The sequence below is a fragment of the Nostoc sp. DedSLP04 genome, assembly GCF_034530775.1.
Classification (GTDB): domain Bacteria; phylum Cyanobacteriota; class Cyanobacteriia; order Cyanobacteriales; family Nostocaceae; genus Nostoc.
In genome coordinates this window covers 12,604-29,018 of record NZ_JAVRCL010000008.1, presented here as the reverse complement: position 1 = coordinate 29,018, position 16,415 = coordinate 12,604, and the positions used below count along the sequence as shown (strand labels likewise).

The following is a 16,415-nucleotide window of genomic DNA, read 5'->3' as shown; positions in this document are numbered from 1 at the left end:
TATTAAGTTCATTAGACTAAATTAAGAGTATGCTGAATAGTTGAAGCCTAGTTTAGAGTTGAAGTACTAAGTGCAAATAAAGTTAAATATTTGTTTAGTTTTTTCTCCTTTGTCATTTATTTGAGTGTTAAATACTAAAAAACAAAGTTTATTTGTGCCAACTTCCTAACTAGGTTGTCAAGCAAAGTGGTGAAAATCCGACCAGAGCCAAGTACCAACAGCGAAAACAAAAGTAAACTTCACAAAAATTACGTAAAATGATCAGAAGAATTTTGCTGGCTGTATCGGGATTAGGACACGCAGAAGAAATGCTCAAAACCCTGAAAGAAATCCCTTCAATTCAATCTGCAAAAGTTACAATTTTGCATGTTGTTCAAGCACAAAATGCTGCTGCTACCATGACAACTAAATGGGAAAATGGGGGTAAAATTCTGGCGAATGCCATTCAAACCTTGAACTTAGATCCTAGCCAAGTTTCTTCAATTTTACGTGAAGGCGATCCCAAAGATGTAGTTTGCCAGGTCGCTGATGAAATCGATGCTGACTTGATTATTATGGGTTCGCGCGGACTGAAGCGGCTGCAATCGATTTTATCAAACTCAGTCAGTCAGTATGTTTTCCAGTTATCTTCTCGCCCCATGTTGCTGGTAAAAGATGACATTTATGTTAAAAGAATTAAGCGAATTATGGTGGCAATAGATAACTCTGATTCAGCAAAAAATTGCTTGAAATTGGCATTGTTTTTACTGCGAGATATTCCAGGTGGCGAATTAATTTTGGCAAATATTAGTACAGATTTCGGCGGTAAAAAATCGGAAATAACCAAGGTTAACCCAGCTCAAAATCCAGTTTTAGCAGCCGCTGTTGCAGAAGCTGAAAAACAAGGCATCCAATCTCGTTCTTATATCAGCAGTGGCAAACCTGGTGAAGAAATTTGTCGGTTGGCTGAAGAGTTGAATATAGACTTATTATTGCTCGGTTCTCCAGATCGTCGGCCATCGATCGCTAAGAGTTTTGTTGATATCGATCGACTTATCGGATCTTCCTTGTCTGACTATGTTCGAGTCAATGCCACTTGTCCGGTATTATTGGCGCGGACAATCGCTTCTTAAAGTAAACAGTGCTGAGTATAATAATTGTTGTAATAAAATAGTAAAGAAGTAAGATTTTTCTTGTCTTTACTATTGGGCACTCAGCATAGGCTACGCTAACAGCACTAAATGGATAGTTGATAAATAAAAACCCCTACACTATTGGCGCAGGGGTTATTTATTTTATACACAAACTCTTAACTATCTTTTCCACCTTCGCGGCTAGCAGTTTGGATGTAAAGAATTAGTAAAAACACGGCGGGGACTAGTACGAACAAAATGCTCGCTATGAACCCCAGGTCATTAACTTGCATGGCAAGAAAGCCTCTCTTAAATTTCCAGTCAACAACATTAGGATAGCATTATCGATGACAGAGTTATACCAATTCAAAATTCAAAACTTGTACTGAGCTTGTCGAAGTATTCAAAATGTCCGCGTAGCGTCTCGTAGAGAGGAAACTCAATTTTGGTAAGTATTTTGACTACTGACTGGATACATGACAGATTTGAGAACTTAAGGCTTCGTGACTACGCTGACTGAGCCATTCACTAAAGTTTGACAGGCAAGGCGATAATTTTCTGGCTTTTTCTTGAATTTCCGGTTTTCTACTTCTGTGCGCGGAGAAAGATTTTCTAGTCCTTCGACTATCTCGACAACGCAAGTACCACATTGACCATTACCACCGCAATTGGTCATTTTACCAATAAATGTATATATATCAATGTCATTTTGTATCGCCTTGAGCCGGAGATTAGCGCCATCTGCTGCCACTACTTCTTTATTTTCTTTAACGAATTTGATATTACCCATAATTGATTCCTCCTTGACTGTAAGCTTGGCTTTCAAGGCTTCATATTGACATAGCTTGATTAATATCTTATTTATTATAATAATTTATTGCAAAATATTAATAAATATTAATTTTATCAAATACGACACTGCAAAAAAATAGGACAGGTAGTCTACCTGTCCTATAAATTGAACAATAGATTAACTTATCTAAATCCCACAGCTGCTTGCCAAACGAAAGCAAGCAACAAGAAGAATACCGGGATAACTGGGAGAACGTCTACCAAAGGATCGAAGATTTGGTAAGCTTCTGGCAGTTTTGCTAATAAAAGTGCTGCTTCCATGTTTGTTTAAATCCACCTATCCAACACAGCTTTCATAATTGAGAAGTATCTTAACATGGTTTGGTCATTGGTCATTGGTCATTGGTCATTTGTCATTTGTCATTTGTCATTAATCCTCTGCTCTTTGACTCTCTATTTCTCATTTTTGCTTTCTTCGGTGAGCCAGTGACCAAATTCTGCGACAAAGCGATCGCTTAATATTGCTTCTCTAATTTTTTGCGTAAAGCGAATTAGTTCGGTAATGTTGTGAATGCTCAACAAGGTATAAGCCAAAATTTCCTGCGATCGCACCAAATGAGATATATAAGCACGGCTAAAATTTTGACAACTGTAGCAAGGACAAGTTTCATCTAATGGCGTAAAATCTTCACGAAACTTAGCATTTTTTAAATTCCAGCGTCCGCCTTGGACTATCGCTGTACCATGTCTTGCCCAACGGGTGGGAATGACGCAATCAAATAAATCTATACCAGATGCGATCGCGATCGCCATTTCCCGATAAGTTCCCACACCCATCAAGTAACGCGGCTTTTCGGGGGGTAAAAGTGGTGCTGTTACTTTGACAATCTCAGCCATCAATTCTGGCGGTTCTCCCACACTCACGCCACCAATGGCATATCCCGGCAAATCTAACTTAGCCAAAGCTTCCGCTGCACGGCAACGCAAATCCAAATACACGCCCCCTTGCACAATCCCAAACAAAGCCTGATCGCTGCGTTGATGAGCCGTTATGCAGCGTTCTAACCAGCGGTAAGTGCGCTCAGTTGCAGTTTCTACTTCTTGGCGAGTCGCTGGGTAAGGCGGACACTCATCAAAGGCCATAATCACATCTGCCCCCAAAGTATTTTGAATCTCAATGGAGCGCTCTGGTGTTAAGTTAATAATTTGTCCATCATGGGGCGAGCGAAAAGTTACGCCTTCTTCAGTAATTTTTCGCATCTCGCTTAAGCTAAAGACCTGAAACCCACCTGAATCTGTGAGCATTGGCCCGTTCCACCCCATAAATTTATGCAACCCACCACCTCCAGCCACGATCGCTTCTCCTGGTTGTAGGTGAAGATGATAAGTATTGGATAAGATCATTTGCGCCCCAGTCTCTCGTAGCTGAGATGGGGTGATAGTTTTGACATTAGCCAGTGTTCCTACTGGCATAAATCTGGGGGTTTCTACAAGACCGTGAGGGCTGAAAAACACTCCTGCTCTAGCTTTTGTCTGACTACAGCAAGCAAGACATTGAAAAGAAAAATTCGCACTCATGCCATTTGGAATTTTAGATTTTAGATTTTGGATTGTGAAACACTAATCGGTAAAGAGTTTCAAAAATCCCTAACTAGTACAACGCAGCAGAAATAAACCACCCCTGACGCTCGATGACTCGCTTGCCGCCGGCGCTAACGGGTGACGTTCGCAAGCTCGCTAACGCTACGCTAACGGCAGTTCTTTATGGCGGGAACCCCCTCTGAGCGACTGCCTCACCATTTCATTACAGCCAGAAAGCGCAAAATGAAAGCTTTTTGACTTTTGGCTTTTGCCTTGCGGTACTAGCAGCCATAAAACCAAATGGTATTAGGGCAAAATTAATAATATTTGGCTAAATTATGGACAAACATCAAGATTGGTAGTTGAGTTTTAGCGAACACTTAAGCATTCATTATTAACCTAGTTACCAACTTTACGAGTATATACTCTAAATAATTGTTATTTAGAAAGAATCAGAACAGTCATCGTCAATTTCTGCATCCCACTTGGCTGAGAGTACTTGTTCCATCATCGCTTCTATAGCGCTGACATTGAAGCTTCGCTCTCTTCGCTCTTGTAAAGGTGTCGAGCGGGGAATTAACCGCAGACACAATCCTTCTTGCATCAAATCGAAGTAGGTTTCTTGTTGCGACGACTGTTTTAGTTCTAAGTAATCAAAACTACAAACATTCAGATATAGCGCGCGGTTAGCCACTAAGGTAGACCTTTGCGGATTGGCAAAAACTTCCATCACATCCCCTTCACCCTCGCTCAGTACCTTATCTTCTTGGGTGTAGATGTAGTGGACTCGACCTAAATCTGCCAGCAATCGCCGGATGTCGAGCTTATTCACAATGATGCCCGTGTTAATAATGCACGGAGCTGGTATCCTGGTGTCGGGTAGATGATGACTCATAGGAAAATTGCGATTGAGCTAAGGAGAGCAACAACATAGCTAAACTGTCATAATTGAATAGCTTGTTTACTCCCTACATTTAAAAAAATATCAATTTTATGGGGCAATCGTCTAATAATTTGGAGTAAGTTTTTAGTTAACGAATACAAAACAGAAATTTTGCTCCTTGATGGAATTTTAACTTCCTAAGTTAGTCGTTTTTGTATAAAAAAATACTCAAAAATATTTGTTTACCACTTAGACCAGCATAACAAAATTTTCAACGAGAATGTTTAATAGAAGTAAATCTTATTTAAAGTTTTAAAGTCTACTGATGTCGGTTCTACCGAAATTATGACTATTATCCAGCAATTTACCAAAAATTAATGTAATTCAGATGACGAAACAGCAACAGTGGTGGAAAAAGCTGCTGTTAAAGCTGGCAGCTAGTATTATATTTTACACAAATATTCCGTTACCGTATTTGAACGGATTGGACTTTCAAAGAGTAGCACGTCTTGCTTCGCTTGTCGGAGTGATGATTGGGGGAATTTTAGGGTTTCTGGATACGGGGATGGATTATCTGGGGATGCCCGTGTTAACTCGTAGTGCTTTAGTAGTAAGTGTTTGGATTGCCATAACTGGAGGATTGCACTTAGATGGGGCAATGGATACTGCCGATGGTTTAGCAGTGGGCGACCCAGATCGGCGACTGGAGGTGATGGCAGATAGTGCTACAGGAGCCTTTGGAGCAATGGCTGCGATCGCCTTGGTGCTACTGAAAATAACAGCTTTGACAGATATGCCAGAAAACCGTTGGTTATTGCTGATGGCTGCTTGTGGCTGGGGACGTTGGGGACAACAGCTAGCGATCGCCCGATACCCTTATCTGAAAGCAACTGGTAAAGGCGCATTTCACAAACAAGCCATTCGTTCTTACAAAGATTTGTTACCAGGATTGTTGTTGTTGTTTAGTTTGAGTGGTTTACTTTGGCTGATAAATAGACAGCAACTATTTCTCGCACTGGCAATGATAATTGCTGGAAGTGCGATCGCTACTTTAACTGGTGCATGGTTCAACCACAAATTAGGTGGACACACTGGAGATACTTACGGCGCAGTCGTTGAGTGGACTGAAGCCTTATTTCTCTGCGTACTGACTGTAGGAAGTTAGGAGTGAGGAGTCAAAAGTGAGGAGTTAAAAATCAAACTCCAAACTCCTAACTCCAAACTCCTAACTTTATTTAATCGGTTGCAACTTTGTCACTTTGAGTTTAAAAGCCCCAACCCCAGTTTCTCCAAAAGACCGGACACGAATCACATAATTCCCTGTCTCTACGATGCGAGTAAAGAGTAAGGAATTGCTACTACCATCAGGGCCATCATCATTTTCTGCCAAAGTCGAACCATCAGGTGCTAGCAGTGTGATGATACTGTCAAAGTTTTCCGATGACAGGTCAACTGCTAAATTGTCGCCCTTCTGCAACTTCACAGTGTAATCACGGGCAAAGCCACCTTGACCTGTGGGAATATCTTTGTCTGAAAGGCGATCGTCAATTTCAGTACTGTTAGATAAAGGAATTGGACTATACAATTTATTTTGAGCAAAAGCTGCACTGGTACTAATGCCTATTGCCAGCAATGTGGCAGGAATGATGATGAGTTGTTTTAAACCTGCCGCAAAAACTTTATTCATACATTTCAAGCAATTTTTCTACAAAAATAGGGTAATTAGGTCAATTTATGTACTTATCCGTCAAAGCTTGCCTATTGCTTCTTAATTTATCCGTCTTTGACGGCAGTGGCTACAGCTACTAATCCTAAGACCACAATTCCATACTGACGAAGTGTTTGCACAGCAGACCTGGCAGTAGCACCAGTAGTATAAATGTCGTCCACTAACAGCACTGGGACATTTGGAGGACGATGGCGAAATTCTTGCCCAATAGCAAAAGCTTGGTTCAAGTTTTTTTCTCGTTTAGATACCGACAAACCAAACTGCGCTTCAGTTTCTCGCACTCTTGCTAAACCGTTTAGTTTCAATTTTAATCCAGTTATTTCGCAGAAACTTTGTGCTATCAGTGCGGCTTGATTGTATTTACGTTGTTTTTGTTTGCTAGCGTGAAGTGGGATAGGAACTACTACAGGCTGGCTATCTCGCTTCGGTGAATTTAACAACCATGCTTCCCCTAACCATTGACCCAAAGGACGAGCTATTTGGGGTTGATTTTCATATTTCATCGCTGCGATCGCTCGTTTCACTGGCCCACCATATTCCCCCCAGCCAAACACTGGTATAGGCTCTTGCCATAGAGAAATCGGGTCTTTACGTTGACATTTTTGCAGTTGTCTGGTGCAGTTTTGACAGAATTCTTGGGAAGTTGCGCGTTGACATAGAGGGCAATGGGATTGAAGAAAAAGATTGAGTAAGCCTGTGAGATTTTTAATCCAAGCGTGCATTTAAAATTGTCCTTTGTCATTTGTCATTTGTCATTTATCCTTTGTCATTTGTCCTTTGTCGTTTGTTTTTAGCTAATGACTAATGACTAATGACTAATGACTATTGATCAATGACTTAACATACACGCGATCGCACCTTGTTGTTTCCACTCCTGTTGCTGGAGTGTAGCCATTGTTTTCATACAGCTTGACTGCTTCCACCAAAACACTGGCGGTTTCAATCCAAATTTGTTGAAAACCACGCTTTGCGATCGCTGCTTCTAGCTGTTGTAACAAATATTTCCCTAATCCTAAACCCCTAATGCTGGGTAAAAGATACATTTTGCGGATTTCTACAGCTTTTTCACCTCGGTGTATGGGGTAGTATGCTCCAGTACCTACTAACTGACTTTGGTGTTCAATTACCCAAAACTCTCCCCCAGTAGCTAAATAACATTCCTCAACTCGCAGCACATCTTGGTCAGCACCCTTGGGTTCCCAAGCCAGACCGTATTCTGATAATACATAACTGATGACTTCGGCGGCTCTTGTGCGATCGCTTTTCACCCAATCACGAATTAAAAAATCTTGATAATAGTTTTTCATTACCATTTGCTGGTCAAGTTTACCCAGAAAAATTTTCCGCATCTATATCCCAATTTACTCAGCAAATAGCAATTCTTGCAGAGTTCATTTCAAGCTGTAATCTCCAGGCGTGAATTATGTCCACAAATTCGGGAATTAATTCAGTCACGTTCCCAGGTGATTATTCAGGGAGATGGTATCGATCGGCAAGTGTAGAACCTAGCAATTTCACTCCTGCTGCAATTTAAAAGCACTTCTTGCAAAGTAGTTTCCTTTCCTAAATTCTAAATTAGATAATGATTCTGAAAGTTAGATTTATTTAAAAGCTTAAAAGCTATTTAGAATATTGAAGCGAAACACCAACTGGCATTCATTTCTTGTGGCAAAAGCTGACTTTTCACAGTATTTAGAAAATTTTGATATTAAACAATCGCTTGCAACATAATTTAAGAAATAAGAGAGGTAAAGGGAAAAAGGTTAATAATAGTCTCTCACCATAGAAGCAATAGCTTTTTACCCTTTCCCTTGTCCCTTACCGTTCCTGATAAATAACTGATGATACACTTCCTGCTCCTGCCTTCTTGTATTAAGGCAATGTTGCTTCAGAAATGCTCAAAGTTTTGTTGTCGTCGGCTTTCGAGGACTCATTTCCTGGAACGGATGCAGTTATCTCCCCAATGGCGCTGTCGTTTGTCCCGGTACCAGGACGCAAGGCACTTAAAGCAGTCTTAATCACAACAGCTGTAGGTACTGCCACAATTACACCTAACAGTCCGCCAATTCTTGCCCCTGTTAAGACCGAAATTAAAATCCAAACTGGATTTAAACCGGTAAAACTGCCTAAAATTCGGGGGGCAATTAAGTTTTCGAGAATTTGCTGTACAATTACCGCTGCGATCAACACTCTCACACCCATTGAAAAATCTTGCAACGCTACCAACAGTGTAGTCAGGGCAATGCCTACAGAACCGCCAAAGGGAACGAGAGCCATCAGGCCAATAGTTAGTCCGAATAACAATCCAAACGGCACTTTCAGCCACAAAAAGGTAGGAATAAGGGCTGAAGCCATACAGGTAGATAAAATCAACTGGGTGATGAAGAAATTTTGGAAACTTAGGCGGACTGTTTTAGAGAAAGGCTCGCGAAATTTATTAGGTAGCCACTCCACTAAACTTTCCCAGAGTTCACCCCCATGCTGTAAAAGATAAAAAGTCAGAACCATCGTCAAAAGAATATCTAGCAGACTAGTAACTGTCAGTACAGCTAGATTTAAAACTTGTCCAGCGATCGCTTGTAATTGTCCTTTGACGCGATCGTTGATTTGCACCACCAAAGCATCGAGGTTAATCGGTAAGCCAAAAGTCTCAGCTTTTTCGTTTAATATCATTAACTGAGAGCGTCCAGAGTCGATCAGCTCTGGCAAACGAGCCACCAGTTGTTCAGCTTGGGTAAGAGCCAAGGGAAAAAGTGTCACACCCAACGCTAATAAAATCGATAAAGCCAAGAGAAATACTAAAATAGCAACTTGCTCTCTCTTAGCACCATGATGCTCCATCCAGCTCACGGGGTAGTTGAGCAGAAATGCTAGCACTGAGGCTCCGACTAAAATGACTATGAGAGAATGGAAATAATTGAAAAATACCGAAATTGCCCAACCATTGATAACTAGCAGCGGAGCAAATAGCGCGATCGCCCCGATTCGCGCTATTGGAGTAAATGTTTGCCACCAGTCGAGTAGCTTACGTGTCTGCATTTTGAGCTGATTGCGGAATAGAACTAAATGAAATTTTTCCTTACAGCTTATTATCTCTAACTATATGAATCTTATTCATCCTTCTAGTTTAGGAGTTAGATTAACCCCAATGAAGAATTTTGAACCGAAAGACAATAGGGACTGGGGACTGGGGACTGGGGACTGGGGACTGGGGGAAGAAGAGGGACAAGGAGGACAAGGAAGAATTATTCCAGAAGTCTCTTTTTTGTCTTCTTCCAATTCCCAATCCCCAGTACCCAATCCCCAGTACCCAATGCCTAAAACACAGTTGCTTTTACATTTAGTTCCGATCGTCGGCTTTTTTCCATCCTTGTGGACGCTCTATCGAGGCCAGGGTAATCGGGAACAACTTGCTATTAGTCGTCTGTCTATTACTTTGGCACTTACTTGGTTGTTGAGTTATTTATTATTGGCTACCGGGGCAGCAACTTCAGATTTTTTTCCGCTACGTCTATTTATCCTCAATAGCTTTCTCACGTCAGGTTACTTTTTAGTAAGTATTTGGTTGATTTTGCGCCTAATGCAGGGCAAATCTAGTCGTTTACCAGGGTTTAGTAATTTAGCTGAACGAGTGCTTGGCAAGTATTTATCTTAATTTTTTAAGGCGATAAATTGTCGGTGTTTTTACTGAATTTTGGAAAATTTCTGGCTGATTTCTTTATATATCTAGTCAAATCCAGTTTATTATTGCCATACTTCAGTAAAACATCTCCAGGTTGTCCCAAAAAAAGAATAAATGCTGCTATAAGTGTTGTGGTTGACACTACATTAAAAAAGTTAGCACCGATAATTAAGAGTTAGCTATTATGGGTTAATTTGTTTAGGTGTTTTTAGTCTGCAAAATTACTGAATTTGATTAGTGAGTAAGTGTGAGGAAGTCTGTGACCATTCAAAGAAGTTCGGCGGAAGAAAACCAGTCGGGAAAAGCCTCAAAATCCAATAAAAAAATTCCCCAAAGCTCAACATCAGGGCGGTGGCTGTGGTTTTGGGTAGGTATGGGTGGTATTGCGATGGTATCAGCAACTGCGGGGGCGCTTTTAGCAGTGTCTTTGACGAGTACGCCTTTGCAACAAGCGCAGCTAACTCCAAAGGATGAGGCGGCCTTTGATAGCGATCGCATTTCTGGAGGTGTGCTGCGATTTTCAGAATTAACTCGTCCAGTGAATCTTTTGGTGATGGGAATGAGCGTACTTCCCCCAGATATCCAAAACCCTCCTGAAGATACCAAAAATCTCAAATACCTGCCCCAAGTCAACTCTTTTGATGGTCTTTCTGATGTGATGCTCTTGGTCAAATTCGATCCAGAGACGAAAAAAATAAATATGCTCTCCATTCCCAGAGATACCCGCACGGAAATAGAGGGGTATGGAGTGAAAAAAATTAATGCTGCCAATGTTGACGGTGGGCCAGCTTTGACTGCCAGAACTGTTAGTAATCTCTTAGGAGGAGCAGGAATCGATCGCTATGTCCGAATTAACGTTTTGGGAGTTGCCAAGCTAATTGATGCTTTGGGTGGCGTGACTGTCTACGTTCCTAAAGATATGAAATATCAAGATGATTCTCAGCATTTGTACATCAATTTGAAGGCTGGTAAGCAGCACCTCAATGGCGAGCAAACATTGCAATTACTGCGTTTTCGCCATGACGAACTCGGTGATATTGGTCGGATTCAGCGCCAGCAAATGGTCATGCGTGCTTTGATGGAGCAAACACTCAACCCGGCTACTGTTGCTCAATTACCGAAAGTTCTTGATGTCGTGAAAGACCACATTGATACTAACTTGACGGTTGAAGAGTTAGTAGCGCTAATGGGTTTTGGGGTGCGGACAAATCGCTCTAATATGCAAATGTTAATGCTGCCAGGTCGCTTTAGCGAAAAGAATGAGTTTGATGCTAGCTATTGGTTGCCCAACAAAGATGGAATTGCGAAACTGATGGCTCAACACTTTGGTTTGGAGTCAGAACAGGAACAGCTGGCAACTACAACTAACCCCCGCTCTTTGCGTGTAGCAATTCAAGATAGTACAGGTGGCGATCGCTCTAATCTGCAACCGTTAATTAGAGCCTTAGAAAAATCTGGATATCGCAATATCTATGTGGCCAAGGCATGGGGCGAACCTCTAGATGTAACTCACATTGTCGCCCAACAGGGAGATGGTGACAGTGCCGAGTCAATTCGCGGCACTTTGGGATTTGGAGAAGTGCGGGTGGAAAGCACTGGCAACCTTGCATCGGATATCAGTATCCAAGTAGGTAAAGATTGGTTGGAACAAAAATCTATTTTGGAGAAGTCGTTGACACCCTAAAGGGTATATCTGCTGATACTGAATTTATTACCTGGCTCAGTTCTTGGAGTTTAGCTGCTACTGCACCATTGGTTAATAATTCTTCTGCTTTAGCTAAACCTTCTGCCATATCTGAACAAATACCACTCCGCCATAGATAAAATCCGCCATTCCACAAGGCTGTTTGCATCAATTCACCTGGTTTACCTGCCAAAACCTCTTGAATATCCGCCACCAGTTCTTCAGTAGTTCCAAGGGGTACGTTCTTGGTAGTAAAGCCGTAATCGCGCGGTACGAGGTGCAATCGTTCTACCTCTTGGGGTGCTACGGATGAAGATAAGCTGATGATTGCAGTGCGATCGCGCGGTAAGTCGCAACTACCTTCCAATCCTTTGACTAATGTAAATTTTGTCACTCCTCGCAGTCCTAAAGCTATCTGAAACATCCCTTCTGTCGGTGGATGGACAAACCCAGCAATTACATGAGCATCCCCAGCATAAGGACACCAAATTAGCTCCATTGTCGCCAACGGCGGACGTTTGCCAAGTTGGTCGCGGTACTCCCAAAGACTTGTAGTTAAGGGAAAATGCTGAGGTAGATAAATAAAGCCGATTCCTGTTTGCTCAAACACTTGTTGAGTTTGGGCTATGGGTAAAGTAGTCCAATCGACTCCTAAACCCTGCCAAATATCGATCAGAGGTAAGCCATACTTCGTTGGTAGGCGATCGCCACCATGCATTACCACTGGTTGTCCCACTGCGGCGAGTAGTAAAGCTGTGACGGGACTAATTGGTGCTGTACGTGTCCTACCATCATAAGGGATGCCAAGAGCGATCGCTGGTCGCCCAGAGGCTATGGGTTGCAGTTTTGGCCCCAGTTCCTCATAAGCATCCAACATTCCAGCTAACTCTTCTCCCGTAGGACGCTTGATTCGGTGAGCAATCAAAAAGGCTCCAATTTGGGCTGGTGTCGCTTCACCCAGCAGCATCATTTTAGTAGCGGTGGCTGCTTCAATACGAGTTAAATTCTTAGATGTGTGGTTTCCACTGCCTACTTTTTGCAGAAATTCCCGAAATACATTGCTCATTTTTCCTTTGTCCTTCGTCCTTTGTCCACTATCATTTGTCCATTGTCCGTGAATAACCGAAAATGGCTAATGACCGAATTATGGATTTACAGCAGTTTTCATGTATTTAGACCACAATTATGAGACCTAACCCCCAGCCCCTTCCCTACTAGCGTTGGGGAGAAAATCAAAGCCTCTCTCCTTTTAGGAGAGAGGAATGGAAGTGAGGTCTATTTGTGGTTCATTTACCTGAAAATCGCTGTAAGAAGGTAAAAATGAGTCGTCAACAGCAGGTTTACTAAATTATTTAGCCCAAAAGTTTGTCTACCTTTAACAAAGGGCTTAAGCTTGTTGTTAAGCCCCAAGTCTTGTTAATTTAAAGTTATAAAATCAGCTTTTTACTACACAACATATACAGTGAAATTAACTAGATTATCCTGACCAAATCGCAGTGAATCACCGTTCAGTAGGCGATACTGCATACCGGGAGTCAAAGGATTGTTGTTTAAATAAATACCATTTGTACTCATATCAACAATCATGTAGGAATTTTGCGACCAGTCCCAATCGACTCGCGCATGACGACGTGAGACTATTCCCTCACTGGGAATGCCGGTCAAGTCAATTTCTGGCGGCGCTATTCCTGGACTCTGACTGCGGCGACCAATATAACCTCCTTCCCCAATGAGGTGAAATTCTCTGCCAGTGCTATGAATCAGCTTTAAGGCTGGCGCTCTTTGAGGTGGAGGGGTATAAACAGGTGGTGTTGGTTGATAGGAAACTCGTGGCTGATAGACTGTTGAATAATCTATTGGGGCTTGTTGGGGAGCTTGGTAGTTAGGTTGGTCTGTAGGCGGCCGCTGATACTGAACAGGTGGTTGACTAGGCTGTTGTTGAATAGGTGGAGGTTGACTAGGTGGTTGTGGTGTAGAAGAAACTACATTACCCACAGGGGTAGAACACCAGGGACAAACCTTAGCATTGTTCGGCAGGGCGCGGTTAAAATATTCGCAACTAGGATTAGGGCACCGATTTGCAGGCATAAGACTTTATATCATCAGGCATAGGTTGTAAAGCTACAAGACCTACTTTACTAAGTAAACACTGACCCTGACGAGTAGTTAGCATCTGGGCAAATGTAGAACCACCAGGTAGGCGATTGCTGTCTTTAGGGTACACCACAAAAATAGGGTATCCCAAGGGGTAGCTTTGGAAAGTTGTGACATCAACATAATAATCATCATGTTGACACAAATCATCTGAGGGATTAATTGAGCGGAGATCGCGCTTTTGAAACAGAGGTTGAATAGCGGACTTTTTAGCATCTGCGATCGCTAAAGGATAGCCAGTACACTGACTCGAAGTTTTACTGATAATCCCAAAACTGATAATACCAGTAGTTCGCCCATCTAAAGTTTCACTGCGTATCAGGTTTTGGGTTTTTGTTGTATCAAGTTTAGTAACTTTCGCTGCAAATAAAGCTTCGTCTTGAGGGGCATTTTGCAGAACTATTTGTTGAAATTTACTGATTGCTTCCGGTTCAGTTGGGGCAAAAGGTTTCACAGGCAGATTTGGAAGTTTGGGATCGATCTGCTGCCAATTAGTAATTTTACCTGTGTAAATTTGACGCAATTGCTCAAGATTGATTTGTCCCCCAAGAGCATTGGCAAGATTTGAGTCTCTTTTATTAAATGCGACAAAAACAAGTAAACCATCATAGGCTACTGGTTTTTTCGCAAGTTTATCTGTAATATTGTCTACCAAACTAGTAATGGCAAAATCTTTCTTGTTTGTTTGAACTTCTTCGATACTTTTAATCGGATTATTTATATTTGATGACAAAACAGATTTATAGTCAAATGTTGCTGTTGCATCTGGCTTTGGTCTGGTCAATAAATCTCCTAAACGACTGTTGTCTACTAATTGCGTTAAAACAAAACTCCATGTACTATCTTTTTCTCCTGTGTAAGTAAATTGCCCAGAAGGAACGTTGGGGACTTCGGAAAAATTCCGCACAAGTCTAGACCATTGGATATATTGATTAGGATTATCTGTCTTCCTACCCCAAAGCCAATACCAAATTCCCCCACCAAGTAGTAATAGAAATAGGATTAATAACAAGATTAAGGGCGTTGGCAAAGGCTTTTTTAGTTCTTGAGAACCTGGCGATCGCACTGAACTTGAACTTTTAGCACGATCTTCTTGAGGAAGTTCTAGTAGTGCTTTACGAGCCGCTTCTGCACTTTCAAAGGGAGTTTCCAGCCCAATTAAACGATAAATAAATTGCTTTAAATTGCTATCGGTATCCGGCCATTGTTGATTATCTCTAGGGTCGAGAGGCTGGTTAGATGAAAAATTAGTTGTCCGACCTACCCATAAATAAAAGGCTAATAATCCTAATGATTCTAAATCTTGCTCAGGTCTGGCGGGAGCAGGTTGAGGAATAATTGGGGGAATAAATAAGTTTTCCCAGATAGCTAAATCACAAAAGTATATAGAAAACTTTTGATTGTTTTCTAGTTTAATTAAAATACTGTCTAAATTGATATTGCCGTGAGTGATACCCAGTTGTGTTTGATTGGAGGGAAAACGCAGCTTTTGGGTGTGGAGAAACTGGAGAGTTTGTAAACCTTGATTTAGTACTTCCCGCACCTCAAGAGATGTCATTGCTCCCTTTTCTATGAGATACTTACCTAAAGTTTGGGATGACTCTATGCCTTGAGTGATTAAATAACAGCGCTCTCCTTTTTCATCTGCGATCGCTTCTTTAGTTTCCACCAGACGGAAGTTTTGAATTCGACTATCGGCTAAACTTACCCCACCTACACGTTTAAAAGTCTCTTTCCGCTTTTGAGTCTCACTTTCATTAAAAGAACGATTGGGGAGCAAGTATTCTTTGATGATTACAGGTTGTTTGTCTTTAAGTTGAACACCTGAGTATAAGCGGCCTAAACCCCGCACACCGACAAAACTAGTTATTTGATAAGTTCCCTGACTTCCTTTAATCTCACCCTCCTGTGGTAAAGTCGCCGGAAAACCACATTCCAAGCAAAACTTAGCACCCTTGATTTGCTGCGCCGTTTGGAAGGGGCGATCGCAACTTAAGGGAGAATTGTACGAGCAGGGGTATTCTTGATAAAAAGATTCAAATGAAGCCATATACAAAAAGTTTCGTGAATTGCGCCGACTACTTCAGTCGCGCTCAAGCATGAACTAATCCTAGCTTGAGGGCAGTCACAATCGCTTGAGTCCGGCTAGTAACCTTCAATTTTTCAAAAATACTGGTGAGATGCGCCTTAACAGTAGCAACTGTTACATACAAATGTTTAGCGATTTCTTCATTAGAAGCACCTTGAGTTAACCAATATAAAACCTCTTGCTCTCTTTCAGTTAAATGCACCTCATGACATGCTTTTACACAAGAATCTGAATAAGCTTGAAAAAACCGGAAAAATCGACTAGCAACTTCTGAAGGTAGATAAATTTCTGACCTAGTTACAGTGTCAATAGCTTCACATAATTGGGTTGCCACACGATTTTTAAACACATAACCTGCGGCTCCTCCCTGCATTGCTCTAAAAATCCAGTCATCTTCTTGATGAGCCGATAATACTAAAACTTTGCCACTGTAAGCAGCTTCTTTAAGACGTGCCAGAACTGTAATTCCATCACATCCTTTCAATTGCATATCCAGCAAAATTAAATCTGGACACTTCTGGGTTGTAAACTTTAAAACCTGCTCAACAGAATCTGCATCGCCAATAACTTCTACAGGTAACGCAGAATTAATACTATAAAAATTTAGGAGAGTACGTAACCCTTGACGAAAGCGTTCTTCATCATCTACAAGTAAAACTGAAAGTTTATTATTATCATTAGCCATATCTTTAATTACGAATTACGAATT

17 protein-coding genes are annotated in these 16,415 nt (G+C 41.5%); 4 read left to right on the top strand and 13 right to left on the bottom strand.

The window, feature by feature from the left end:
• Window positions 1-257: 257 nt before the first annotated feature.
• Window positions 258-1,112, top strand: a complete 855-nt coding sequence (locus RMX89_RS06810) for a universal stress protein (protein ID WP_322670314.1) — start codon at window positions 258-260, stop codon at window positions 1,110-1,112.
• Window positions 1,113-1,288: 176 nt separating this feature from the next.
• On the opposite strand, the gene psbM is transcribed toward RMX89_RS06810, so the two are convergent.
• The 5 genes from psbM to RMX89_RS06785 form a co-directional block, all read right to left on the bottom strand.
• The gene (gene psbM / locus RMX89_RS06805; RefSeq protein WP_084227279.1) at window positions 1,289-1,405 is read right to left on the bottom strand and encodes a photosystem II reaction center protein PsbM; all 117 of its coding nucleotides are present in this window, start codon (window positions 1,403-1,405) and stop codon (window positions 1,289-1,291) included.
• Between the two features lie 200 nt (window positions 1,406-1,605).
• Window positions 1,606-1,902, bottom strand: coding sequence for a 2Fe-2S iron-sulfur cluster-binding protein (locus RMX89_RS06800; RefSeq protein ID WP_289799463.1), 297 nt, complete (start codon window positions 1,900-1,902; stop codon window positions 1,606-1,608).
• A gap of 185 nt (window positions 1,903-2,087) precedes the next feature.
• On the bottom strand, window positions 2,088-2,225 hold the full coding sequence (locus tag RMX89_RS06795; RefSeq protein WP_006195022.1) for a photosystem II reaction center protein K: 138 nt from the start codon (window positions 2,223-2,225) through the stop codon (window positions 2,088-2,090).
• Between the two features lie 132 nt (window positions 2,226-2,357).
• Window positions 2,358-3,482: a tRNA guanosine(34) transglycosylase Tgt gene (gene tgt, locus RMX89_RS06790; protein WP_322688387.1), complete on the bottom strand. Its 1,125-nt coding sequence runs from the start codon at window positions 3,480-3,482 to the stop codon at window positions 2,358-2,360.
• A 445-nt stretch (window positions 3,483-3,927) separates the two neighbouring features.
• On the bottom strand, window positions 3,928-4,380 hold the full coding sequence (locus RMX89_RS06785; protein ID WP_322662022.1) for a hypothetical protein: 453 nt from the start codon (window positions 4,378-4,380) through the stop codon (window positions 3,928-3,930).
• Window positions 4,381-4,756: 376 nt separating this feature from the next.
• On the opposite strand from RMX89_RS06785, the gene cobS reads away from it, so the two are divergent.
• Window positions 4,757-5,533 carry an adenosylcobinamide-GDP ribazoletransferase gene (gene cobS, locus RMX89_RS06780; protein WP_322688386.1) on the top strand — a complete coding sequence of 259 codons (777 nt, stop codon included), beginning with the start codon at window positions 4,757-4,759 and terminating at the stop codon, window positions 5,531-5,533.
• Between the two features lie 66 nt (window positions 5,534-5,599).
• On the opposite strand, the gene RMX89_RS06775 is transcribed toward cobS, so the two are convergent.
• The 4 genes from RMX89_RS06775 to RMX89_RS06760 form a co-directional block, all read right to left on the bottom strand.
• Window positions 5,600-6,055, bottom strand: a complete 456-nt coding sequence (locus RMX89_RS06775; RefSeq protein WP_292749628.1) for a PPC domain-containing protein — start codon at window positions 6,053-6,055, stop codon at window positions 5,600-5,602.
• Between the two features lie 86 nt (window positions 6,056-6,141).
• Window positions 6,142-6,819, bottom strand: coding sequence for a ComF family protein (locus RMX89_RS06770; RefSeq protein WP_322670318.1), 678 nt, complete (start codon window positions 6,817-6,819; stop codon window positions 6,142-6,144).
• 93 nt (window positions 6,820-6,912) lie between these two features.
• Complete coding sequence (locus tag RMX89_RS06765) at window positions 6,913-7,404, bottom strand: GNAT family N-acetyltransferase (RefSeq protein WP_322670368.1); 492 nt, start codon at window positions 7,402-7,404, stop codon at window positions 6,913-6,915.
• A gap of 565 nt (window positions 7,405-7,969) precedes the next feature.
• Complete coding sequence (locus RMX89_RS06760) at window positions 7,970-9,136, bottom strand: AI-2E family transporter (protein WP_322670319.1); 1,167 nt, start codon at window positions 9,134-9,136, stop codon at window positions 7,970-7,972.
• A 274-nt stretch (window positions 9,137-9,410) separates the two neighbouring features.
• Between RMX89_RS06760 and RMX89_RS06755 the strand changes: the two genes are divergently transcribed.
• Both RMX89_RS06755 and RMX89_RS06750 read left to right on the top strand, forming a co-directional pair.
• The gene (locus RMX89_RS06755; protein ID WP_322686624.1) at window positions 9,411-9,752 is read left to right on the top strand and encodes a hypothetical protein; all 342 of its coding nucleotides are present in this window, start codon (window positions 9,411-9,413) and stop codon (window positions 9,750-9,752) included.
• A gap of 286 nt (window positions 9,753-10,038) precedes the next feature.
• Window positions 10,039-11,463: an LCP family protein gene (locus RMX89_RS06750; protein ID WP_322670320.1), complete on the top strand. Its 1,425-nt coding sequence runs from the start codon at window positions 10,039-10,041 to the stop codon at window positions 11,461-11,463.
• Here RMX89_RS06750 and RMX89_RS06745 read toward each other — a convergent pair.
• The 4 genes from RMX89_RS06745 to RMX89_RS06730 form a co-directional block, all read right to left on the bottom strand.
• Entirely contained in the window at window positions 11,435-12,529 is a 1,095-nt protein-coding gene (locus RMX89_RS06745) for an anthranilate phosphoribosyltransferase family protein (RefSeq protein ID WP_322688385.1), read from the bottom strand. The genes RMX89_RS06750 and RMX89_RS06745 overlap by 29 nt on opposite strands.
• 380 nt (window positions 12,530-12,909) lie before the next feature.
• Window positions 12,910-13,551 carry an FHA domain-containing protein gene (locus RMX89_RS06740; RefSeq protein WP_322670322.1) on the bottom strand — a complete coding sequence of 214 codons (642 nt, stop codon included), beginning with the start codon at window positions 13,549-13,551 and terminating at the stop codon, window positions 12,910-12,912.
• A complete protein-coding gene (locus RMX89_RS06735; protein WP_322688384.1) occupies window positions 13,529-15,667 on the bottom strand; it encodes a substrate-binding domain-containing protein in 2,139 nt (712 codons plus the stop codon). Before RMX89_RS06735 ends, RMX89_RS06740 begins: the two co-directional genes overlap by 23 nt.
• Before the next feature lie 43 nt (window positions 15,668-15,710).
• Complete coding sequence (locus RMX89_RS06730; protein WP_322662002.1) at window positions 15,711-16,391, bottom strand: response regulator transcription factor; 681 nt, start codon at window positions 16,389-16,391, stop codon at window positions 15,711-15,713.
• Window positions 16,392-16,415 lie beyond the last annotated feature (24 nt).